Raw genomic sequence first — 23,456 nt, forward strand, 5'->3', positions numbered from 1 at the left:
TTACCCATAGTTTACCATAACGCTTCAACTATAAACAAATTGGTATTTAATTAACTTTTAATAATCCTCAGTGGACAGAATGGTGCTGTAAAACGAAAAATTTGTCTTTTATTTAGGTTATTTTATTTCCTAAACGCTCCTGACATGTTTGTTTTTCAGCCGGATAAGCCCTGCCAATCAGGCAATTGGCGGGCTATTATCCTTCTGATTGCTGTTCTTTTTCTGACAGGTCTGCACGGTATTGCCAATGCCCAGACAACAGCACACACCATTGCCGGTTATGTGCGCGAGACCAATACCAATAAGCCACTTTCCGGGGTTACCGTATTCGTGCAGGAGACCCGTCGTGGTACGACTACCGACAAAGACGGCTATTACCTGATTAATATTCCGGCCGGAAATTACAGCCTGCTGATTACGTCGGTTGGTTATCTGAAACAGACGCAGAAAATCAAGGTCCCGCCCAGCGTTTACGAAAACAATATCCTGCTCTCGCCCGACACAAAACTGCTGGACGAGGTTACGGTCAGGACTGAAACCGTAGACCGGAACGTCAAGAAAATTGAAATGGGGGTAACCCAGATGTCGATCCGGAATATCAAACGGATGCCGGCCCTGATGGGTGAGGTCGATATTGTCCGCAGCCTCCTGCTCCTGCCCGGTGTCTCGACCGTAGGCGAAGGTGCAACCGGCATCAATGTGCGCGGCGGCAGCATTGACCAGAACCTGGTCCTGCTCGACGATGCGCCGATTTATAACTCGTCACACCTGATGGGCTTTTTCTCGGTGTTTAATCCGGATGCGGTGCGGGACGTAACGCTGCAAAAAGGCAGTCTGCCCGCCCGTTATGGTGGCCGCGTATCGTCAGTGCTGGACGTACGTTCTAAGGAACCGGACAACGAAAAACTGACCGTTAGCGGTGGCGTTGGCCTTATTTCCAGCCGGTTAGGCATTGAAGGCCCCCTGTCCCGCAAAACAACCGGTCCGCCGAAGCTTACCTTTCTGGCCGATGCCCGTCTGTCGGCCAACAGTTTTCTGTTCCAGCTCGGGCCGCAGAGTATCCGCGATACCCGTGCCAGTTTCTACGACCTGACGGCCAAGGTAAAGTACCTGCCGAATGAAAAAAATACGGTCTGGCTGTCGGGGTATGCCAGCCATGATTTTATCCGCTTTCCCTCTGACTCCCTGCTGTCGCTCGACATCAACTCCTCGCGGACCGATTTTTATTACCAGACCACCAACGGATCGGTTAAATGGACCCATACGTTTAAGGACAATCTGTCTTCGACCATTACAGGTGTGATGGGACACTATTCGGCAGCCCTTGCCGGCCCAGACTCGAGTAATGCCTTCCGCCTCCAATCAGATCTCTGGACAAACATTGTTAAGGCCGAACTCGATTATACCACCGGCAAACATAAGCTGGCGGGCGGTCTTCAGGCAACCATGTACCGGCTTTCGCCCAATTCGCTGATTCCGGGGCCGCAGTCAAACGTATTGCCGGTCATTCTGCCACAGGAACATGGTCTGGAAGCCGCTCTGTTCGTAGAAGATGAAATAGCGCTGACCAAAACGCTGTCGACCATTGCGGGGCTGCGCTACAGCCAGTTTTTTAATTATGGTCCGGCTACGATACTACAGTATACCGGCTCCGGCGGATTGCTGGCCGATAATGTCAGCGGCGAAAAAACGTATGGATCCGGCAGTGTAATTAAAAGCTATGGAGGGCTGGAGCCCCGTCTGGCATTCCGCTGGAGCAATCAGCCCGAGAGCTCGGTAAAACTGTCGTATACGCGGATGCGCCAGTACCTGAACCTGATTTCTAACACCACCGCCGCCCTGCCAACGTCGCGCTGGAAACTCAGTGATACATACACTAAACCGCAGATTGCCGATCAGCTTTCGCTGGGCTACTTCCGGAATCTGGACAATAACACCTACGAAACGTCGGCCGAAGTCTATTACAAAAACATTCAGAATGCGGTTGATTACCGCGATGGAGCCCAGTTGCTGCTTACCCCGAATCCTGAAATGGAGCTGCTTCAGGGCAAAGGCAAAGCCTACGGGCTGGAGCTGATGGTGAAGAAAAACAAAGGCTTCCTGACCGGCTGGTTCAGCTATGCCTACAGCCGCAGCCTGTTGCTGATCAATGGTCCGACACCGGGCGAGCGGGTGAATAACGGCAACTGGTTCCCGGCCAATTTCGACAAGCCGCATACCGTCAATGCCGTCGCCATTTACCGGCCGTCGCTGACGTTTAACGCATCCTTTAACTTCACCTACAGCACCGGCCGGCCGGTAACAATTCCGTATGCCAAGGCGCGGGTCAACGGCGTAATTGTACCGATTTACCTCGACCGGAACCAGCAACGGATTCCGGATTACCACCGGCTTGATCTGTCACTTACCTGGGAAAAACATCCCGAAAAATCGAAGAAATACTGGTATAGCTGGGTTTTCTCTATTTACAACCTGTATGGACGTCAGAATGCGTACTCTGTCTTTTTCAAACTGCGCAGCAGCTCTTTCAGCGACGCCTACAAACTATCTATTTTTGGTGCCCCACTCCCTTCGCTCACGTACAATTTCAAGTTTTAATCCGGCGAATTTGACGTAGCTGTTCCTTTATCCTATGAAATCAACGATCACCTATAGTATCTATTTCGTTCTGCTGTTTCTGGGTTCCTGCATCAAACCCTACAATCCGGATATTCCGTCAATGGAAGGCCTGCTGATTGTGGATGGACTGGTGACAGACTTTCCGGGGCAGACCTTTGTCTCCCTGACCCGCACCGCCGACTATACGGCCAGTGCGCTGAATCTGACGATCCAGAAGGCACAGGTCACGATCACTGACGACAAGGGGCAGAAAACCCCGTTGCTGGAAGTAGGCGCCGGCTTGTATAAACCGGCGTTATCTACCTGGGCAGGCATTGCCGGCAGAGCCTACACCCTGACCATTACCACAACCGACGGCAAAACATACCGGTCACAACCAGACCTGCTGAGCGCCGTTCCGCCGATTGATACGCTTTACTACACGTACAGCCGCAAGGCAACGGCCGGTTCAAACTTTGTTGATAAAGGATTTGATGTCTATATTGATACCAAAGACCCTGCCACACCCGACAACTATTACCGCTGGAGCTGGCAAGCCTTTCAGCGGGTACTTTTCTGCGAAATTGAGGTAATCCGAAACCGGTTCACAGGAGTTGAAACACAAATTCCGCACTCGTGCTGCACCGACTGCTGGGATATCAACCGGTGTTATTCGTGTGTGACAACCACCTCCGACAAACTCATTAACGGGCAGAAAATCAGCCGGCAGCCTGTGCTGCGGGCCCCTTTTGAGTCAATTGCTCCCTATTACGTGGAGGTAACCCAATATTCGATCAGCAAAGCCGCATTTGATTACTGGAAAACGGTGAAAAGTCTGGCCCAGAATACCGGCGGTATTTTTGATTCGGCACCCATTACGCTGGGTGGTAATGTCAGCAATGTAAATGATCCGGCAGAGCGTGTCTTTGGCTTCTTCGGCGCATCGGGGGCATCGACCAAAGCGTTGCTGATCAATCGCGCCAATACCGGCGACACGCCTAACCTGCTGCCGCCACCGCCGCCTGTGCCATCAATGCCACCACCTTGCCGCGTCTGCGCTGAAAGCATCTACCGTACAGCCGTCAAACCACGCTGGTGGACTGATTAACATTAGGGAATCACTCATGAACCCGGCGATATCTGCTTATCTTTGCAGCGTATGCCGAAGTTTTTGATTATCCGTTTTTCGTCCATTGGCGATATTGTCCTGACTACTCCTGTCATCCGGTGCCTGAAAAAACAGGTGGCCGGCGCTGAAGTTCATTACTGTACAAAACATTCGAATAAAGTCCTGATCGATGACAACCCGTACATCGACAAGCGGTTTTATCTGGAAGGGTCATTAAACGAGCTGATCCGGCAATTGCAGCAGGAGAAATACGATTATATCATTGACCTGCATAACAACCTCCGTACCAGTATTATTAAACTGCGGCTGGGCGTAAAATCCTACAGTTTTGATAAGCTCAACTGGCAGAAATGGCTGCTGGTCCGCTGGAAAATCAATGTCATGCCGGCGGTTCACATCGTTGACCGGTACATGGCTACCGTAACGCCGTTTGGTATTAAGAACGACGATAAGGGCCTTGATTACTTTATTCCGTACAAAGATCAGATTGAGCCGGACTGGCTTCCGGATACGCACCGGCGCGGCTACATTGCCTATGCTATCGGCGGGCAGCATACGACCAAAAAACTTCCGGTGCCGCGCATGATTGAGTTATGCCGGAAAATTAACTACCCGATTGTTTTGCTGGGTGGTAAGGAAGATGCGGATGCCGGAGAACTGATTGAAAAAACACTGGGCAGCCGGCTGATTTATAATGCGTGTGGTAAGTACAACCTTAACCAGTCGGCCGACCTGCTGCAACGGGCCCGCGTCGTTTTCAGCCACGACACAGGCCTGATGCATATTGCAGCGGCGCTGAAGAAAAAAGTCTATTCTATCTGGGGGAATACAACACCACTGCTGGGGATGTACCCGTATCAGACGCCGTTTATCGTACTGGAAAATAACAATCTCGGTTGCCGCCCCTGCTCAAAAATCGGCTATAAGGAATGCCCGCTGAAGCATTTTAAGTGCATGAACGATTTGGCACTCGACTTTGACCTGTCTCAGTAGTCGTACATAAAGACCGTGCCTTCCCGGAACGACAGAATGACCTGAAAGCCGCTTTGTACCGGTACGCCATCAACTTTAGCCGGTTTCCAGGCCGGCATAATGCCGATTGAATCTGCTACCTGATGAAACAGGTCACGGTCAGGCGCCGGTCGTTTCACATAAGCAGTGCCATCCACCCAGACATTGCCTTCGAGCGTAACAAAAGCCGGTGTCTGCGCGGGTTTAACGTGTTTCAGCCGGTCGCGCAGAAAAGCCAGAAACTTATCGCGTCCACCGGGAAAATCAGCCCGCTGGATAAACGGCTCGCATTCTACCCGTTCACCTTCGGCAGAATAACACTGTCCTGACTTCACATAACCCCACTTGTACAATTCTTTCCGTTTCAGCGAACCATCCTGATAATAGGAAAAAAACGGCCCGTTGATCTGATTATTATTAAAATCACAAGCCCAGTGCAGCTGCCCGTTAGGGTACCAGAACTGTGTGCGGCCGTGTTTGACCTTTAACTGATAATTACTGTAATGCTCCTCGGAAAGCCGGCGACCGTCTTTAGTATAATAGCGTACGGTTGCATTTTCTTTCCGGCGATCATTAAATGTTATTTCTTCAATCCCGTCGAGGTATTCTTTCCGCTGTACGCGGTCCTTCAGACGTTTGGCAAGCCGTGGATCATCTTCATCAGTCATCCCTACCAGCAAGCCCACCAGCATACAGATGTATAGGCTATTCATTGTATTGAGGGTTGTTGTATTTAAAGTTATAAATCATCTCCCCAAAACGCAATATAGTAACCATAGAGAATCGGGCTATAGCTGAAAATAATACGTTAACGGCATAAAAAAGGCGCCGGTCAGTTGCCGGCGCCCGTTTATTAACCGCGTGTTCCGGCCGTATAATACAGTTCGGCCACGGCTTTCTGGTATTTTGACCGGAGTTCCGCCAGTTTGATCTGCATGTCAATCAGTTTGCTTTCGCGGGTATTGACCAGAAACAGGGAGCTCTCTCCCATATCAAACTTCTGCTGCTCGGCCCGTACCAGCACGACCTGATTCCGGACCGACTGCTGCTGAATCTGAATCTGCCGTTCGAGCGCCAGCAGGTCGTTATAAGCCGCCTGCACACCGTTCTGAATATCCCGGTTGGTCTGGGTGCGTTCCAGCGTTGTCTGCTGCGCTTTAATCTGCACCTGCTTCAGCTTGCCCCGCTCCTTCCGCAAAAACAGCGGAAACAGAAAATCAACCCCTACCTTATAGTTGTTCAGGCTGAAATCGTAATAAGCCGGTCCTTGTGTTGCGAACAAAGGCGGCTGGCTCAGCAACGTTCCCGTCACATTAATCTGCGGTTTGAGCAGTTCACGACGGAAGCGCTCTTCAATGGCCAGTTGCTGCACCTTGGCATCCAGCTTCAGCAATTCAGGATGCTGGTCGGCGGCCCGTGCCAGCAGTTGCTGAAAGGCATCGGCCTTGACAACACCCTCCGCCGGCGGTTGCGGAACCGCCCGGTCCGGCAGCTCGAGAGGCTGTGAACTGTCATTCCATAAGTACGTCGACAGCATCAGTTTTGCATTCTGCAGACTAACCAATGCCTGCTCCAGCTGCACCTGACGATCCTGAGCGGTGATTTTCGCCTCAACGGAATCAACAGCAGCCGCATCGCCGATCTGCGCCCGCCGGCTCACCGCCAGAAACCGCGTATCGGCCAGGTCAAATCCTTCGCGCAGAAATGTCACCTGCTGATAGGCCAGATACCAGGTCCAGTATTCCTTCGCCGCGCTGAACCAGACTTTGTTAATTTGTTTTACCCGCTCGGCTTCGGCCGCCGTCAGCATCGTCTGTGCCTGCTTCAGGGTAGCCCGCCGTGCGTCGATCAGCAGTCCCTGTCCGAGCGGAATGCTCAGGCCGACACCGGCCAGACCGCTGTTTGACGTACGCGTTTCCGGATTTACGGCCTGCCCCACAAAGCGGTCATACGTTACCTTAAGGTCGGCACCGCCCCACCAGACGGGCACTTTCAGCTCGTTGGCCCACTTGTTATAATAGAGCGACTTGGCATCATCCGGATTACCGAACTGCTTACGGTCAAAACCAGACGCCAGTTTAGGGTCAAAACCGCCGCGTGCCTGCATCACCTCCTGCCGCGCTTCCTCGCTCAACAGGTTGGCCTGCCGGATAATCGGGTGATTAGCCAGCATCAGCGCCGACAGGTCATTCAGCGAAAACACCGCTGTATCCTGCGGCTGTGTACGCACCGGCTGTGCGGTCAGGGCGTGGCCAAGCAGCAGGAACACGATGACGATGCGCCAGCCCGTAAAGGGCTGTTTCAGCATTAATGTCATTTTTTGGCCCCCTCCGCAGGCTTCGGCTCTTCTTTGAGGCTTGGCGGGAAGCCGTTCATCTGGCGCCAGATTTCGTACCAGATCGGTACATCATCCAGCATCACCCAGCCGTATACCCCGGAGCCCAGCCGCAACTGCTTCGGCCACGGATGGTCATCGGCATGGGGCTTGACCAGTAACCGGTATTTACCATTCGTGCTGCTCACAGCATCAATGATTGCGACTTCACCGCCAAACGTACCGACAGCCACCGTTGGCCAGCCCGAAAACTGAACCGCCGGCCAGCCGTCAAACTGAAGCCGTACCGTGCGGCCCGGCGTAATCAGCGGTACATCCATTGCCCGTACATACAACTCAACGGCCAGCATTGGTGACTCCGGTTGCAGGGTGGCAATCGACTCGCCTTCCTTGATGGTTTCGCCGAGACCGGCTTTCAGGGTTTTAACGACATAACCATCCTGCGGCGCCCGGATTACATACATGCCCTGACGTACGTCGACGCTGCTGATTTTATTCCGGATTTTTGAAATTTCGCCCTCGGCTTCGGCACGGTACGACACTGCCGAGGCCTTATCCGACATGGCTTTGGCTAGTTTTTCCTGATACTCAGCCTGAATATTGCTCAGATCAATGCTGGCATTAACCAGCTCCTGCCGCGACACATTCAGTTTATTCTCCTGCGTAACCACCTTGGCATAGTCTTCCTGTAATTTCAGGCGGCGGGTTTCCAGGTCGGTCAGGGAAAATAGGCCATCCTTGTAGCCTTTTTCGTAGCGTTCCAGCCGGTCAACCGCAATCTGGTAGTTTTTCCGGATGGCAATCAGGTCTGTACTGTCAATCCGGACTTTAAAACGCGACTGCTTTACCTTGTTCTGCGCCGACGACAGTTTGAAGCGTAAGCCGGCTTCAAGCGCTTTCAGCTGCCCGTCAAGGGCTGAAATCTTTGAATCCGTAGCCTGCAGACTACCTTGCTTGGCGCCCAGCTGCTCTTCCAGGCGCTGGTCAAGATTAGGGTCAAAGTACTCATCTTTGATTTCGGAAATAACCAGCAGTGTATCTCCTTTTTTAACCAGCTGGCCCTCACGGATAGCCCAGTGCTCGATCCGGCCCGCGATGGCATTCTGGATGGTTTGCGGCCGGCCTTCGGGGGTAAGTGATGTAACGGTCCCTTCTCCGGTAACGTTCTGCCGCCACGGCAGAAAGAGGATAACAATCAGGCCGGCCAGCATAAACAGCATAAAACGCCCCAGCTTGCGGGCAGCCTGTAATTCGGGTATTGAGCGCAGTGCCTGTAGCGGATAGGTATTCCAGAGGGCTTCATCTACGCGTTGTCTTGATAAGTTCAGCATATTGAAATGGCAAACAAAGTCTTGTGAATGGATCAGACCGCTTCGGTTTCCTCGATCGGCAGGTCAGTAACGCTGCCCAGCTTCTCAACCGCCGTCAGCAGGTCAAAAACGGTATCGATGCTCATAATGAGTTTTTCAACCGCACCCGTTACCAGTACGATTACCAGTTCAGCGGCCACAAACTGACCCAGTGTCATCTGACGCTCTACAACCAGCAGGGTACCCGCAATGAGCAGACCGCCGACAATGAACGTCTTGAACGTAACTGTACTGTAGAAAAACCGTTTCAGCACCCGAAAGTGGTCATTGCGGTTTTCCAGATACCCTGCTACCAGCTTATCCATCTTACTGATTGCCGCATCGCAGTTGCCTTCCCTGCGGTACGCCGGCAGATCCGTTGCCAGCTCTTCCAGGTATGCAACTACCTTGTATTTAAACTTCGACTCCTTAAGGCTGGTTTCCAACCCCTTGCGCCCTAATACCGCTACCATAGCGGCGACGCACAAAAACGTTAACAGCCCAAAAACGATGAAAAAAGGATGGTAGAATGAGAGCAGAATTACGCCGAAGACAATTTGCAGCGCCGCCGCCGTAATGTCGATCAGCAGTTTTGGCAGGCTCTTCTGTACTGTCAGCACATCAAAAAAACGGTTCATCAGCTCCGGCGGATTGGAACCCTCCAGGGCCTCTTCCTTAATCCGGGGCAACCGGTAGGTAAACTCAAAGGCTGCCTTCGCAAAAATGCGCTGTTGCAGCACTTCTACGAGAGACATCTGCCCTACAGTCAGCAGTCCGTTCAGAATAACGCCGATGATTACCAGCCCGATGAGCAGGTAAATCGAGTTGAAGACCATGCCACTGGAGACAAAGTTAAAGACCGCCTGTACGCCCAAGGGCAATGACAGACTGATGAGTCCCGCGATAATGGCATATAAATATACGTACAGAATATCTCTCTTTTCCGTCGTCAGCAGGCGGATCAGCCGCTGCAACGGGGTAGGTGGTTGGTTAGTAACTTCCTGAAGCATAGCTATTGCATTTGATAGTTTTACTATCATTATTGATATTACAACTATTACGCCTTGACTTTTGTTCCTATCTTTGTTAACAATTTACAAATGCTCTATTAATCAATTGAATTTTTCTGCAAACATGGAATACACTGTACATATCCGGATGAACGCAAATTTATATTTGCGGGACCCGGATAGCTCTGAGCTAGGCCGTAAAATTATCCGGCAAGGCATTCTGTTGTTTGCCGATCTTGGGTTTGAAGAAGCTACATTTAAAAAGTTAGCTGAACGTATCGGCACAAAGGAGGCCAGTATTTACCGCTATTTTGAAAGTAAGCACCGGTTGCTGATTTACATTGTTGACTGGTACTGGCAATGGATGGAGTATCAGCTGGTGTATGAGACCCACAATCTCAGCAATCCGGCCGAGAAACTCGAGCGGGCCCTGCACCTGCTGCTGCACCTTAATTTGCCGGACACGATTGAAACCAGCGACTCGGCCGACGGGATTGATCTGAAAGCACTGCACGGTATTGTCGTTCATGAAGCCAGTAAGGCTTACCTTACCCATCATGTTACGCAGGACAACAGCCAGCACCTGTTTAAGCCCTACAAAGACCTGTGCAACCGGCTTGCCCGGCTGATTCAGGATATGCAGCCTCAGTATGAATTTGCCCGCTCGCTGGCCAGTACACTCGTTGAAACGGCGCATTACCAGACATTTTTCATGCAGCATCTCCCCTCGCTGACCAGTTTCAGTCGGGAAACCGGCCCCCCACAGCTACTCATTTTTTTGAGGCACCTGCTGTTTTCGGCCCTTCGGAACCCGACAGAATAAGCCGGAGAGACCCGTGAAAATCAAAAAAGACAAGGCTCCACCTTGTCTTTTTTTTTGCCCCTAAAAAACGCTGCTTTTCCGGAATAGGATAATGGGGCCGGAAAATAGCGTATTCACGGACAGTAATACAATTTTATCACTTTATTGGAAAAATACAACTCATCCGACATTCCGGGGATGCTTTTGCAGTATGCTAATATTCAGGCAAATTATCAAACAAAAAGTATGTCAAAAAAAAGAACTTTAGCCCGAAATAGGTCATAATGACACAATTCACTTGTTTATCCGATTTTACCTGAAATACTTTTGTCACGGAAAAATTAAACTTTTCGCTATGAAAAAAATTCGTTTATCCGTAGTCTCATTATTGGTAATGGGAAGTCTGGTCAGCATGGGAGGTGTATTGGCCGGAAAGAATCCGGAAGTGCGTACGGTGAAAGTTGTAAAGTCTGAGAGAAAGAAATTCCGTTTGTATATTCCGTCGACACTGCCGCTCGGTGGATCACAGGTACAGGTTGCCCTGATCGACATGGACGGTACTGTGTTGCATCAGGGTACGGCCATCGACCGCTACCAGCAGGGCATTTCCTATGACCTGAATTCACTGCCGGACGGCAAGTATTTTCTGACTGTAACCAACGATGCCTGGTGGTCATCCCAGCCGTTCGAAATTGAAGGCAACACCCTGTCGGTTGACGAAAAGCGGGTTACCCAGCTGATCCGGCCCACGGTGTCCAGCTATGCCAAAAACAAAATACAGCTTACAGTTCAGTCAACCAACCTGCCGGAGATGACGATGGCTCTGTACGACAAGAACAACGAGATCGTTTTTATGGAGAGCGTATCCGGTATCGTTAACCGGTATAACCTGTCAGGCCTGCCCGCCGGTAACTACACCATGACCGTAGGTTCACCAGCCAAAAAATTCAGTGAGCAGATTACTATTACGCACTAAGTCGCTCTCTTTCATCAGCTAACTATCCGGGACAACTCCGTTGCCTGGCATACATACGGACGAAACCCCGGTCTGAGCAGGCCGGGGTTTCTTTTTTTGCTATTCAGGCGGCCGTATCCCGGCGGCCGTATTCTCAAAAGACCGTTCGTTCAATAAGTTATTGATTTATGAAGATGCACTATTAATTTAAAGTTCCGGCAAAAAAATAGTATACCATTTAACAACTAGTAACGGCATCTGCACGCCATGGAAAGTCTGGATAAAGAACAAACGAAGGAACTGATTGCAATGTGGGAAAAAACGGCCTGTTATCTCTGCCGTTTTCAGACAACACACTGGAATGAATTCAGTTTTGAGCAGCACCTTGATGTAAATGCATACCAGAACAGCCTGCTTACCCGCGCCTATGATCTTCAGAACCGCCCTGCTCCGCCCACATTCCGCCAGGCCGATCACTTACTGACTATTGTCCGGACAGCCACCTGCCGCGGCCTTACCGTTTTTGACAAAACCAATGACCTCTCGGTTTGCCTGAGCTCAGGCGCGATTCTGGTTGCGCTGGCAGCCTACGTTTCCCGCGCGGATTCGGAGGGCATTCAGGTTGTGATCAGAGAGATGGACAATGTGCTGGCCCAGGTTAATGCGTAGGGCATAAAAAAACGTTTGAAAACAGCCCGCAGGCTATTTCCAAACGTCAGAAGTTCCGCAGAACAGCTTATTTAATCCCTACCAGTTCGATAGCGAATGTCAGTTCATGACCAGCCAGCGGGTGGTTTGCGTCGAGCGTAACCGACTCCTCTGTCAATTCACGGACAATGACCGGAATCGGGCGCGGATTACCGTCTTCGTGCATATTCAGTGTCATACCTTGTTCGAGAGGAATGTCGTCCGGAATATCCGTCCGGCTGATCGTAAAGATCATCTCCTCATGAGCAGGTCCGTAAGCCTCTTCTACGGGAATATTGATTGTTTTTGACTCTCCGATCGACATGCCGGTTACGCCGTCATCAAAGCCTTTGATAACCTGACCGCTGCCAACAACGAATTCCAGTGGTTCACGACCTTCTGAAGAGTCAAACAATGTTCCGTCTGTCAATGTGCCCGTATAATGCACCTGTACAGTATCCCCGGTTTTTGCTTGTGCCATATCTAGTTTACTATTTTTTTGGCAAAACTAGCAAAATGAACCTGGAAAACGGATAATGGATAGTGAACAATGTAAAATGCTTACTAAATGAACATTATCCGGAATCCGTTTTCCAACACCCGGCCCTTTAGTAAGCGCGGGCGAACACCACGCGGCGGGCTGACGGCTGACCGGAGAAAACGCAGGTCCCCGCTTCGTCTTCCGCATCAAACGGAATACAGCGGATAGTTGCTTTAGTCTCCTCCTTAATAGCCTCTTCGGTTTCAGACGTACCGTCCCAGTGCGCCATGATGAAACCGCCTTTTTCGATCTGGTCCTTAAATTCGTCCCAGGTATCAACTTTGAACGTATTGGCCTGACGGAAAGCCAGCGCTTTCTGGTAAATCGACTGCTGAATATCATCAAGCAACGCCTGAATACGCTCCAGGATACCGTCAAACGGAACAGTTTCTTTTGTTTTCAGGTCGCGGCGGGCAATTTCAACGGTACCGTTCTCAAAATCGCGCATACCCATTGCCAGACGAACCGGCACACCGCGCAGTTCGTATTCGGCAAATTTCCAGCCCGGCTTGTTGGTGTCGCTGTCGTCGAATTTCACCGAAACACCAGCTTTACGCAGGTCTTTCACCAGCGGCAGAATCCGCTCCGACAGTTGCGCTAGTTGCTCCTCATTCCGGTAAATCGGCACGATCACAACCTGAATCGGTGCCAGTTTCGGCGGCAACACCAGTCCGTCGTCGTCCGAGTGCGCCATGATCAGCGCGCCCATCAGACGGGTACTGACGCCCCAGGATGTGCCCCATACATATTCCTGCTGGTTGGCTTTATTGAGGAACTGCACGTCAAATGCCTTCGCAAAATTCTGGCCCAGGAAGTGCGACGTACCGGCCTGAAGCGCTTTACCATCCTGCATCATGGCCTCGATACACATCGTATCTTCGGCACCGGCAAAACGCTCATTCGGAGTTTTACTGCCCCGGACTACCGGCACCCCCATCCACTCTTCCGCAAAACGGGCGTAGACATCCAGCATCTGCCGTGTCTCGGCTTCAGCCTCTGCTTTTGTAGCGTGAGCGGTATGGCCTTCCTGCCACAGGAATTCCGCTGTACGCAGGAAAATCCGCGTACGCATTTCCCAGCGTACCACATTGGCCCACTGATTGATCAGCAGCGGCAGGTCACGATAGGATTGAATCCAGTTTTTATATGTGCTCCAGATTACGGTCTCCGATGTCGGGCGCACAATCAGTTCCTCTTCCAGTTTCGCTTCCGGGTCAACGATGACACCCGAGCCATCTTCTGCATTCTTTAGCCGGTAATGCGTCACTACTGCACATTCCTTGGCAAATCCTTCCACATGCGAAGCTTCCTTGCTCAGGTAGGACTTGGGTATAAACAACGGGAAATAGGCATTGGAGTGCCCGGTTTCCTTGAACATATCATCCAGCGCCCGCTGCATTTTTTCCCAGATCGAGTAGCCGTAGGGTTTGATTACCATACACCCCCGGACGGCTGAGTTTTCAGCCAGATCTGCTTTTTTGATTAATTCGTTATACCACTCCGAATAATTTTCGCTGCGTGAAGGAATCGCTTTTGCCATCTTAATTTAGTTGTCCGTTACCCTGTTTTTTGATGTCACCATTTAGGCCAAATAAAAAACTTTTAACCGCGTTTAAACCCTTATCACCCATTTTGGGTCTAATGTATAAAAGGGCTTGCAAAGATAGGTTTTTATACTATATTTGTAATCAAAGTGCTCTTCCAGGCGTTATTACCTAAAAAGTACGACCATTTGGAGTTTCCAATACAAAACTGACTTTTTCCATGAAAACGCAACGCACATGGCAATACCTAACCATGGCTACTTTGCTTAGTATTTGGGGTTGTACCTCAACAAAGCAGGTAGCGCAGCGGTCCGGTGAAGTCGACGATCTCTACGCCAGTTCAGCCAATGCGGTTGTATTTGCCGACAATCGTCAGGAGTACACCGAACAAAAGACCGAACGCTCTCTTCAGCCGCAGCGGCAACGCTCCGGAGCAACCCTGAACCCTGACTATACCGACGAAAAGGTGGGCTATAATCAGAACCAGGACGAATATTACACAGAATTAACCACCCGTAAGCTACAGCGCGGCCTTTCTGCCGATCCGGGCTGGGGTGGCAGCGCCGACGATTACAATGCCGGCTTCGTAAATGGATATAATGCCGGTTCACTGGCGTATAATTCATGGAGCTGGAACCGCTGGGGGTATAATAACCCGTTCAACTCCGGCTTCAGCATCGGATTGGGCATGGGTTCGGCATGGGGATGGAACAACTGGGGCCTGAATCGCTGGAACACCGGATTTTATGATCCGTACTGGGGTAGCTATAGCTCAATGGCCTACAGCCCGTGGGGCTATGACCCGTACTGGAGTTATAACCCCTGGAACTACGGTTACGGCGGTTATTACGGTGGTGGTTACTATGGTGGTGGCTGGGGACGTCCGGTTATCGTTAACAACAATGTTGTTGTTAACGGTGCTGATCCTTACCGCAACTATCGCAACAGCGGCCCGCGTACCGGATCAGGTACCGGTCGTTATAACAGCGACTTCGTAAACAGTGCGCCGTCGTACAATCCGAACGGTGGCCGTGGTGCAGCAGGCACGAACAATCCTCGTTCGACCTATTCAAGCGCTAACGGTTCGCCTTCATCAAGTGATGGCTATTATGCCCGTCCGCGGCAGAACAGCCGTGGCGGCAGCTATTACTACGAAAACGGAGCCTCGACAAGCGGCGGCCGGACCAGCTCGGGCAACAGCTCATCGGGCTACACCGCGCCAAGCTACAGCAATTCCGGCAGCAGCGACTATTATGCCCGTCCGCGGCAGAACAGCCGCGGCAGCAGCTATACACCGCCATCGACATCATCTGATTACAGTGGTGGCCGTTCAGCAACGTATTCAGCGCCGTCATACCAGTCACGGAGCTATGAATCACAGCCAAGCCAGTCGCGCAGCTATGAATCGCCGTCGTACAATACACGGAGTTCACAGCCTAGTTATTCGGCGCCTGCACAGCAAAGTACACCTTCGTACAACAGCGGCGGCAGCCGTGGCGGTGGCAGCTACAGCAGCGGTTCGTCAGGCGGTGGCAGCAGCTCAGGTGGCGGTGGTTCACGCGGTCCGCGTTAATAGTATTGATTTTGCATAAAAAAACCCTGCCGGTTACGACAATCGGCGGGGTTTTTCGTTTATAATGCAGTACCGATTAAACGTTCGTACACTCACAATGTCTAAGTGCCAAACTCCACTAGACGAACGATCACTATGAAGAACAGACAACTCATTCTGACAGCAGCAATGGCCCTGAGCTTACAGGCAGCTTTTGGCCAGACCGCCGATATTTACGCAGGAGAAGCCTTCCGTTTTTCCGAAATTCCGCAATACGGTACGGCCCGTTTCCGGGCGCTGGGAGGTAACCAGGCGGCGTTAGGCGGCGATGCTGCTTCGATCGTCAGCAACCCTGCCGGTCTCGGGTTTTATAACCGCTCCGAATTAAGCATCAGCCCGTCGGTTGTGTTCAACAGCGCTACGGGCAGCTATATCGGCAGCAGCCTGACCGACTCAAAAGCGAAACCCGTTATTTCGCAGCTGGGCCTTGTGCTGGCAAGCGGTGACCGTAATTACAACACGCGCTGGAAGCGTTCGGTATTCGGCATTACCTATATGCAGACGAACAACTTCAGTAACCGGTTTTCGTTCGGTGGCCGGAACAATAATACAAACAGCTCCTTTGTTCAGGGCTTTGTTAATGACGCCAATAATTCAGGATTAACGGGTAGCCAGCTCGATGCAGAATATGATTCACAGACCGGTCAGGCCAACAGCCTGCTGGGAGCGGCCTATCAGCTCTTTCTGATCGACGGAACGCCGTTTACCAACAGCCAGGGACAGGAAGATAGCCGGGCTCCCTACCGCCGCTTCGATGCCAACGTTCCGCGCGACCAACGCAATACGTATGAAGCCAACGGCGCCAGTTCACAATGGACAGCGGCTTATGCCGGTAACCTGGACGATAAGTTCTACCTTGGTGCCAGTATTTCACTGACACGTCTGCGTTTCAACTCGGATAATGTCTTTACGGAAACGATCGTTGGCGGGCAGGTTTTTAACAGCAATACGCAACGCGACCAGCTAACAGTACGGGGCAGTGGTCTGAATCTGGCGCTGGGGATGATTTATAAAGTGGCGCCTACCATTCAGGTCGGGGCAACGATTACAACGCCCACCTGGTCACAGTTCCAGGAAACCTTTGAGCAGAGCCTGAGTGTGTCGGTCAAAGACCCGAATCTGCCGGTTGCGCGCAATAACATTGATGTTTATCCGTCGGATTTCAACTATACCGTAACCAGTCCGTTCCGGGCGGCGGGTGGCGCAACCATCTTTCTGGGCCAGGGCGCGAAATCGATCGGCTTCCTGACGGCTACAGCCGAATATGTAGGCTATGCGGGTATGCGGGCAGGAACGAATTACTATAACAGCCAGGGGAATACGGATTTCCGGAACGATGTACGCAGCTCGATTCAGCGGACCTATCAGAACGTGATTAACTTCCGTGCAGGGGCTGAAATCCGTGCCGGTATGATGCGCTTCCGCGCCGGGGCAGCCTATATGCCGGATCCGTACACGCAGAAACTGGATAACATTGACCGCACGAAACTGTTGGTTTCCGGTGGTATCGGTGTGCGTAACGAGCGCTTCTTTGCAGACATTACCGGTTCGTTCAATGCGGCCAAATCAGCCTTTACGCCTTACACGCTTCCGAACTCCCGCGACTACGCTTCTGCCGAAATCAACAACAAGCTGACAACCGTCACCCTGTCGGTTGGAACGTTTTTCTAATTATTTAGTGAATGAGCGGTTGAGTGATTGAGTGCCTGAAGCTGCACCAATTCACTCAATCACTCATTCACAAATCACTCAATAATTACAGCCACCTCCCTAATTCTTTCATCAGAATGTCTTCGGAGGTTTCGCCGGTGATGATGATGTCGGCCTGTTGATAGAACGGCAGGCGGGCATTGTATTTCTGGCGGAGACCTTCGAGCAGGGCAGGATCATCGAATTTGTAAAGCGGGCGGTCGTCGGTGGCGTGGGCCGTCAGGCGGGCAACCAGGGTTTCCGGCTTTACATCCAGAAAAACCGAAACGCCCGTTTGTTTGATGTAAGCCATGTTATTGTTAAAGCATGGCATACCGCCACCCGTAGCCACCACCAGGCTCTTACCGGGCTTTACCGTATGCAGCGCGCGGGTCTCCGCATCGCGGAAATAGGGTTCACCATCCGTCGCGAAAATATCGTTTATGCTACGCTGCTCGTCTTTTACAATAATCTTATCGGTATCAACAAAGCGGTAGTGTAACAGGCGGGCCAGCCGCTTGCCCAATGTGCTTTTGCCCGACGAAGGCATGCCAATCAGATAAATATTTTTCATACATAACGAGCGAAAGCCAGAAAGAGCGAAAGAGTGGTGCGTCCACTACTTTCGCTCCTCCGCTATCCCGCTTTTCAGCGCCCTTATTTAGTTTAACAGGTTCTTCACTTCATCCGCGTCCGGCGTAGTGTTTGAATGCCATTTGCCTTTTACGACACCGTTGCTCAGCAGCCAGGTACCCGGATTAGAGCGCATAATCGTTTTCAGTACAGTAGCATCCGCTTTATAGTCCGGTACATCGAGCTGAAACTCATTTTTAAAGGCTTTAATTTCCTCATCGCTGGCCGACGTCAGAATATACGGCGTAATGTTGCTACCCTTCAGACCTTTTACCAGCGCACGGATACCCGGAATGCTGCCTGAGTCGAAACTCTTTACATCTTTCACGATGATAAACAGATTATTGCCTTCGAACGTCTTCGGGGTAAAATCGCCTTCGGCATCGCTCCAGACACGGTAGTCGGTTATTTTCGGTTTGGCGTTTTCATTCAGCAACACCATTTCCTTGAACTTGTAGGTCGTATCCGACGGATACTGCTCAAACTCTTCCGTTTTGCCGTTTTTCTCCATGATGTATTTATAGCGCATCGGCTCCGACGGCTTCATCTGATCCGGAATGCTTTTGCCAACGGCATAAGGCAGCATATCACACGGCGGCAGGTACTGAATGGCATAAATACCCAGCCCTACCGACGCAATGGTCGTTGCGGCCACAATCCAGCCCGTATTCCGCGACTTCATCCGGTTGCGGTGGCCGATAATAAACAGAATCAGCACCATCAGTACGACGTCTTTCGTGAACGATGTCCACGGCTTCAGCTTCAGGGCATCGCCAAAGCAGCCGCAGTCGGTCACTTTATTGAAGTAGGCCGAATAAAACGTCAGGAACGTAAAGTATGAAACAAGAATTAACAGAATCCAGGTCGTCAGTTTAGGGCGGTATGACACCAGCAGGGCTACCCCGAGTACCACTTCCAGGGCACACATAAAGACCGACAGACCAAGCGCCGCCGGAACCAGTCCCATGAAGAAATCATGCAGGAACGGCACATCTTCGGCAAATACTTCGAAATATTCTTCCAGCTTAATCTGCGTACCCACAGGGTCATTCAGTTTTATTAAGCCCGAAATAATAAAGATTATCCCGACTACAAACCGCGAGATCTGGGCAATGAGTAACATACCGGGGGTGCCGGTTTTTACTTTAGGCGTAGTTACTTTCGTTTCCATCGAATATGTTAAGAAAATAGAGAGGCGTAACGGTCAGCAAAAATACAGTTTGTTCCTGCCCCCGTTTGTTAATGAGTTGTTAAGTCAGTGTCAGTTTAATCAAACAGAAAACGGCGTAATTAATCATATCCATATAATTCGCATCCACTCCTTCTGAGACCAGCGTTGAGCCCTGATTGTCTTCTATCTGTTTGGTACGCAGGAGCTTCATCAGCACAATATCGGTCATGGAGCTGACCCGCATGTCGCGCCAGGCTTCCCCGTAATCGTGATTTTTGGCAAACAGCAGGTGCATGACCTGGCCTACCTGATGATCATAGAGGACTTCCAGCTCATCGGTCGGTAGTTCCATGCGCGGGTCGTTACGCAGTTGAAGCTGAATCAGTGCCATCACGCAGTAATTGATGATGCCGACAAATTCCGGTTCAATACCTTCTCCTACCTTGCTGACGCCGGTTTCCTGTAACGTCCGGATGCGCTGGGCTTTGATATAAATCTGATCGGTAATGGAGGGAAGCCGCAAAATCCGCCAGGCTGTGCCGTAGTCCTGATTTTTTTTCAGAAATAATTCTTTGCAGCGTTGAATGACCTGGCGATATTGGGTTTCTGTTTGAGACATTAGCTAAGACTAAAATAGGCGGTAAGGGCCCGTAACGCAGCAGCGCCAGTGTCTGCCCGAACCGTTTTTTACAAAAAATATGCCGAAAGTTACGAAAAAAACGCTGAACTGCCGGGGGCGGCTTGTCAATTTGGCCGACGGTCCGACGCCCGGCACCAGCATCATGGGCATTCTGAACCTGACACCGGACTCCTTCTATGAGCACAGCCGGATAAAGCCGGAAAAAGTGGCCGACACAGCGGCGCAGATGATCCGCGACGGTGCCCGTTTTATTGACCTGGGCGGCTATTCGACCCGGCCAGGCGCGGCCGACATCAGTCCGGCCGAAGAAACTGACCGGGTAGTACCTGCGATTGAGGCAATTCTGACCGCCCTGCCTGATGCGCTGATTTCGGTAGATACCTTCCGCGCATCAGTTGCCCGACACGCGGTAGCGGCCGGTGCCGTAATGATCAACGACGTAGCCGGCGGCACGCTTGATCCGGACATGTTTACGACTGCGGCTACCCTGGGCGTACCATACGTACTGATGCACATGCGCGGGACGCCTCAAACTATGCAGTCCTTCACGACTTATAAGCAGCTGGTACCCGAGATTATCGACGAAATCGGACAACAATATGCCCGTCTGCGGCAGCTGGGGCATAAAGATATTATTCTCGACCCCGGCTTCGGGTTTGCCAAAACCCCTGCCCAAAACTTTGAACTGCTCGGACAGCTGGAAGCGTTTACGGTGTTTGATGCGCCGCTGCTGGCCGGCCTGTCCCGCAAGTCAACAATCTGGCGTACACTGGGTATAACCGCCGCAGAAGCGCTCAACGGCACCACCGTACTGAACACGATTGCCGTACTGAAACATGCCGATATTTTGCGGGTGCACGATGTCCGGGAAGCAGCCGAAGTAATCCAGCTGAAAAAAAATTTGAAAATTTTTTAAGCAAGGTATTGCGTCATATAAAGTCAAACACTAATTTTGCAGTCCCAAATCGATAAAACGCCGCAGGGAAAAACGATCTGGTAGCTCAGCTGGTAGAGCAATACACTTTTAATGTATGGGTCCTGGGTTCGAATCCCAGCCGGATCACAAAGTCTTCACAAATAAGACAAAAGTTCAAAAATGACCGAGCCACGTAGCAATACGTGGCTTTTTCTTTTTGTCTCGTACAAAGCGATTTAACTCCATTCAACCCTCATTTCTTGTATTCAGCACGTTATGGCTGCGGTTACAATCCCGGTTACAAGAGTGACCTGCGGTTACATGGCTTTCTATAGTCATATATACAATATGACAGTATTAATATACTAAAATTCAACTTCGGTATGATGCACTAAACTGCATCATCCTATGTTCAACAATATTCCGCACATGTACGTGCTCTTCTGGTTTCGCAAAAAACCAAGCGAAACAAACTCCGAAAATCCGTCAGGATTTATTCAGGTACGCATCAGTTATGAGGGCAAGCGCGCCGAACTGGGCTCAACCCACATCGAATGCCTGAGCAGCCAGTGGGACCGCGAAAAACAGGCAATTGTGTAGACCGATGATAGTGAGCCACTGGGACTCATCGGGTAGCACGTAGCGCCGGCGCGGGCCGAAACGCAGCGCACGGTCCTGCGACGGCTGGATGCCCTTTAGCTTCTGGCTCAGCCGGTAGCCCGTCGCCTTATTAAGAAAATCGGCTCCGCCCAGATAGACCGTACGCGGCTCGTCGAGCAGGATCTGGCCCACAATCAGCGGCGAGCCGTAACTTTCAGCGTAAGCGATGTAGTAGTCCCGTCTGGAGGTTGTAGCCGCGACCGAGAGATTACCCGCCCAGACAGCCCGCTCAGCCTCCATTTCGTTGTGCAGCATATCGCCGGCATCGAAGACGGCCTTACCCGTGGCATCCGCTTCGATCAGCCCGCGGTAGACTTCCTCGTACTGGCTCTCGTCGAAAACGGAGCTGCGTACCTGGCCGGATTTGAGTTTATAGAGCTGCACGTGCACCCCGTAGCGCTCCTTGAGCACCGGCTGAATGCCGGGGGTGATGACGGCCGCCGAAATCGACACGGTTACGGAGGCTGATGCGGCCACTTCATAGTTGGGGCCCGGCTCTTTGGCGGTAAAAATTACCGACTCAAAACCGCCCAGCGAATCGCGGGACACGGTAAAATCCGAACGGATATAGAAATTACTGCGGAAGAAATCAGCCAGCGCATTGACATAGCCCGCGTTGACAGGGCCGGCCTGAAATTCGCCTGGCAGCGCCGGCGATGAGCGGGCGGTGAATACTTTGGGCTGACCGTTCCAGCGCAGGGTGATCTGCGCGCCGTCGGGAATGCTGCCCGTGAGCGCAAAGCCGGATACGGCTTTTGTGCCCGGCACCGTAACGGCTGCATTACCCTGGAAAATGTACGTAGCACGCCCGCCCCGGCTCAGGGCCAGGGAATCGGGCGCGGTGAGGATTGAAAACGCCATGAGAAGGTGTAGAAAATGCTTGCGCATGAGCCGCAAGCTATCTGCTCATAGGGCGGTAAGACGGGCCGTGTTCTGGCTAAAACTGCCGTCAAAGTGACTTATTTGTACATAAATCTCTGTAAGGTCAGCGGAAAACTATAACTAACCACTGATAGGTACCGTCTAAATGTTGAGCGGACAATGGCGGTTTTTATAAAACTCACCATTGTCCGCTCAACATTTAGATTGTAAATATTAACGAAAGAATAAATCTCAAAACGTCATTAAAAACTAATTGAACCGTTTGATACTAAGCATCCATTACTATTGAATACGGATAAAGTGTATTGACCATTAGTTGTTATTGTGCCGGAGTAAACGGTATGTATTTGATCAGTTCTGTAAACACTGGAAAAGACATAGCCATTGGGTCCGGTAAAAACGTAGGACGCGCCAGGGGCCACAGCAGAAAATTTACTTTTACCTTCCGGAGTATCAGCTGGTATTTTGCTAATTGTTACATTGCTTGGGGTAATAGATGCGCACGGGTTGGAGACGTTAATAATTACTTTACCATGCCCTGAATTACCGTTTTCGGCCACAAGTGAAGATGCGTTGGAGCCACCATTGTATGACCCTCCGCCACCGCCAACACCGCCGGAATTATTTCCTCCTGATCCCCCGCCAGAGTATCCGCCTCCACCTCCTCCAACAACATAAGAACTGCCACTCCCCCCTCCACCTCCGCCCCCGAAAGCCGAGCCATTAACAGAAGTTGGTGAACCACCGTTTACAAATGCAATGCCACCGCTTCCAGTTGCCCATCCATCTTCTCCATTCGTTAATAGTCCACCACCTGCACCTGACTGAAAACCGGATGGTCCGACTTTTCCACCATTACCATTAATACCTCCTTCACCACCTCCTGCAGCGCCGGTACCGCCTTTAGTACCAGCCTGTCCATGTTTATCCGGTGAATCAGTATCTTGAGAACTTCCGCCTCCACCTCCGGCTATAATTAAAGGGTTATTGTTTATATCGGTTACAAATGATCCTCCGCCACCGCCATTTCCGGAAGTTGCACTTGGTTGCTGGCCGACTAATATTTTTAATTGCTGGCCGGGCGTAACGGCAAATGTTCCTTTTACTATTGCTCCTTTACCAGGAAAGAAAACTGAACGGGTGTTATAGCCACCTTCAGCACCTCTGACTTCTATATCTAAAGCATAAACTCCTGCCGGAACTGTCCATATTTCAATGCAGGGCTTTCTCATAAAACCCTATGCATGGTCATAAATTCGATTAGTGAGTTAAAATCATCCGCAAACTGATCG

General features: G+C 51.1%; 21 protein-coding genes and 1 tRNA gene. 11 read left to right on the plus strand and 11 right to left on the minus strand.

Annotated elements, in window-relative coordinates; all coding sequences use genetic code 11:
• The first annotated feature begins 144 nt into the window (after positions 1–144).
• From AC23NW_RS31695 to AC23NW_RS31705, 3 genes are read left to right on the plus strand one after another with little or no spacing between them, the layout of a single operon-like run.
• Entirely contained in the window at positions 145–2,598 is a 2,454-nt protein-coding gene (locus AC23NW_RS31695) for a TonB-dependent receptor (RefSeq protein ID WP_487454604.1), read from the plus strand.
• Positions 2,599–2,632: 34 nt separating this feature from the next.
• Complete coding sequence (locus AC23NW_RS31700) at positions 2,633–3,706, plus strand: DUF4249 domain-containing protein (RefSeq protein ID WP_487454605.1); 1,074 nt, start codon at positions 2,633–2,635, stop codon at positions 3,704–3,706.
• 51 nt (positions 3,707–3,757) lie between these two features.
• A complete protein-coding gene (locus AC23NW_RS31705) occupies positions 3,758–4,720 on the plus strand; it encodes a glycosyltransferase family 9 protein (protein ID WP_487454607.1) in 963 nt (320 codons plus the stop codon).
• Here AC23NW_RS31705 and AC23NW_RS31710 read toward each other — a convergent pair.
• From AC23NW_RS31710 to AC23NW_RS31725, 4 genes are all read right to left on the minus strand, one after another.
• The gene (locus tag AC23NW_RS31710) at positions 4,714–5,451 is read right to left on the minus strand and encodes a toxin-antitoxin system YwqK family antitoxin (protein ID WP_293835134.1); all 738 of its coding nucleotides are present in this window, start codon (positions 5,449–5,451) and stop codon (positions 4,714–4,716) included. The genes AC23NW_RS31705 and AC23NW_RS31710 overlap by 7 nt on opposite strands.
• Positions 5,452–5,591: 140 nt before the next feature.
• Positions 5,592–7,046 carry a TolC family protein gene (locus AC23NW_RS31715; RefSeq protein WP_487454609.1) on the minus strand — a complete coding sequence of 485 codons (1,455 nt, stop codon included), beginning with the start codon at positions 7,044–7,046 and terminating at the stop codon, positions 5,592–5,594.
• Positions 7,047–7,051: 5 nt separating this feature from the next.
• Positions 7,052–8,404, minus strand: coding sequence for an HlyD family secretion protein (locus tag AC23NW_RS31720; protein ID WP_487454611.1), 1,353 nt, complete (start codon positions 8,402–8,404; stop codon positions 7,052–7,054).
• A gap of 32 nt (positions 8,405–8,436) precedes the next feature.
• A complete protein-coding gene (locus AC23NW_RS31725) occupies positions 8,437–9,432 on the minus strand; it encodes an ABC transporter transmembrane domain-containing protein (RefSeq protein WP_293835138.1) in 996 nt (331 codons plus the stop codon).
• Between the two features lie 148 nt (positions 9,433–9,580).
• On the opposite strand from AC23NW_RS31725, the gene AC23NW_RS31730 reads away from it, so the two are divergent.
• The 3 genes from AC23NW_RS31730 (at position 9,581) to AC23NW_RS31740 (ending at position 11,858) form a co-directional block, all read left to right on the plus strand.
• Positions 9,581–10,255 (plus strand): TetR/AcrR family transcriptional regulator, encoded by a 675-nt coding sequence (locus AC23NW_RS31730; protein ID WP_487454612.1) that lies wholly within the window; start codon positions 9,581–9,583, stop codon positions 10,253–10,255.
• Positions 10,256–10,589: 334 nt separating this feature from the next.
• A complete protein-coding gene (locus AC23NW_RS31735; RefSeq protein ID WP_487454614.1) occupies positions 10,590–11,210 on the plus strand; it encodes a T9SS C-terminal target domain-containing protein in 621 nt (206 codons plus the stop codon).
• A gap of 246 nt (positions 11,211–11,456) precedes the next feature.
• Positions 11,457–11,858, plus strand: a complete 402-nt coding sequence (locus tag AC23NW_RS31740; protein WP_487454616.1) for a hypothetical protein — start codon at positions 11,457–11,459, stop codon at positions 11,856–11,858.
• 67 nt (positions 11,859–11,925) lie between these two features.
• Here AC23NW_RS31740 and AC23NW_RS31745 read toward each other — a convergent pair whose 3' ends face one another.
• Both AC23NW_RS31745 and proS read right to left on the minus strand, forming a co-directional pair.
• Complete coding sequence (locus AC23NW_RS31745) at positions 11,926–12,357, minus strand: FKBP-type peptidyl-prolyl cis-trans isomerase (RefSeq protein ID WP_293835148.1); 432 nt, start codon at positions 12,355–12,357, stop codon at positions 11,926–11,928.
• Between the two features lie 127 nt (positions 12,358–12,484).
• Positions 12,485–13,957: a proline--tRNA ligase gene (gene proS, locus AC23NW_RS31750; RefSeq protein WP_293835150.1), complete on the minus strand. Its 1,473-nt coding sequence runs from the start codon at positions 13,955–13,957 to the stop codon at positions 12,485–12,487.
• 224 nt (positions 13,958–14,181) lie between these two features.
• Here proS and AC23NW_RS31755 point away from each other — a divergent pair, with 224 nt between their 5' ends.
• Together AC23NW_RS31755 and AC23NW_RS31760 are read left to right on the plus strand one after the other, a co-directional pair.
• Entirely contained in the window at positions 14,182–15,534 is a 1,353-nt protein-coding gene (locus AC23NW_RS31755) for a hypothetical protein (protein ID WP_293835152.1), read from the plus strand.
• A gap of 135 nt (positions 15,535–15,669) precedes the next feature.
• Positions 15,670–17,244 carry a hypothetical protein gene (locus AC23NW_RS31760; protein WP_293835154.1) on the plus strand — a complete coding sequence of 525 codons (1,575 nt, stop codon included), beginning with the start codon at positions 15,670–15,672 and terminating at the stop codon, positions 17,242–17,244.
• An 85-nt stretch (positions 17,245–17,329) separates the two neighbouring features.
• Here AC23NW_RS31760 and AC23NW_RS31765 read toward each other — a convergent pair whose 3' ends face one another.
• The 3 genes from AC23NW_RS31765 to AC23NW_RS31775 all read right to left on the minus strand — a co-directional run bounded on the left by AC23NW_RS31765 (position 17,330) and on the right by AC23NW_RS31775 (position 19,685).
• Positions 17,330–17,836 (minus strand): shikimate kinase, encoded by a 507-nt coding sequence (locus AC23NW_RS31765; RefSeq protein WP_293835156.1) that lies wholly within the window; start codon positions 17,834–17,836, stop codon positions 17,330–17,332.
• Positions 17,837–17,923: 87 nt separating this feature from the next.
• Complete coding sequence (locus tag AC23NW_RS31770) at positions 17,924–19,066, minus strand: BT_3928 family protein (protein WP_487454618.1); 1,143 nt, start codon at positions 19,064–19,066, stop codon at positions 17,924–17,926.
• A 79-nt stretch (positions 19,067–19,145) separates the two neighbouring features.
• Positions 19,146–19,685 (minus strand): DUF1599 domain-containing protein, encoded by a 540-nt coding sequence (locus AC23NW_RS31775; RefSeq protein WP_293835159.1) that lies wholly within the window; start codon positions 19,683–19,685, stop codon positions 19,146–19,148.
• A gap of 79 nt (positions 19,686–19,764) precedes the next feature.
• On the opposite strand from AC23NW_RS31775, the gene folP reads away from it, so the two are divergent.
• The 3 genes from folP to AC23NW_RS31790 all read left to right on the plus strand — a co-directional run bounded on the left by folP (position 19,765) and on the right by AC23NW_RS31790 (position 21,222).
• Positions 19,765–20,622 (plus strand): dihydropteroate synthase, encoded by an 858-nt coding sequence (folP, locus tag AC23NW_RS31780; protein ID WP_487454620.1) that lies wholly within the window; start codon positions 19,765–19,767, stop codon positions 20,620–20,622.
• Positions 20,623–20,696: 74 nt separating this feature from the next.
• Positions 20,697–20,769: transfer RNA gene (locus tag AC23NW_RS31785), tRNA-Lys, on the plus strand.
• 261 nt (positions 20,770–21,030) lie between these two features.
• Positions 21,031–21,222 (plus strand): hypothetical protein, encoded by a 192-nt coding sequence (locus AC23NW_RS31790; RefSeq protein WP_487454621.1) that lies wholly within the window; start codon positions 21,031–21,033, stop codon positions 21,220–21,222.
• Here the strand turns inward: AC23NW_RS31790 and AC23NW_RS31795 are convergent.
• Together AC23NW_RS31795 and AC23NW_RS31800 are read right to left on the minus strand one after the other, a co-directional pair.
• Complete coding sequence (locus AC23NW_RS31795; RefSeq protein ID WP_487454623.1) at positions 21,163–22,143, minus strand: hypothetical protein; 981 nt, start codon at positions 22,141–22,143, stop codon at positions 21,163–21,165. The two genes, AC23NW_RS31790 and AC23NW_RS31795, sit on opposite strands and share 60 nt — an antisense overlap.
• A 263-nt stretch (positions 22,144–22,406) precedes the next feature.
• Complete coding sequence (locus tag AC23NW_RS31800; RefSeq protein ID WP_487454625.1) at positions 22,407–23,396, minus strand: hypothetical protein; 990 nt, start codon at positions 23,394–23,396, stop codon at positions 22,407–22,409.
• Positions 23,397–23,456: the final 60 nt, after the last annotated feature.

The organism is Arsenicibacter sp. R0_47, from assembly GCF_057652235.1.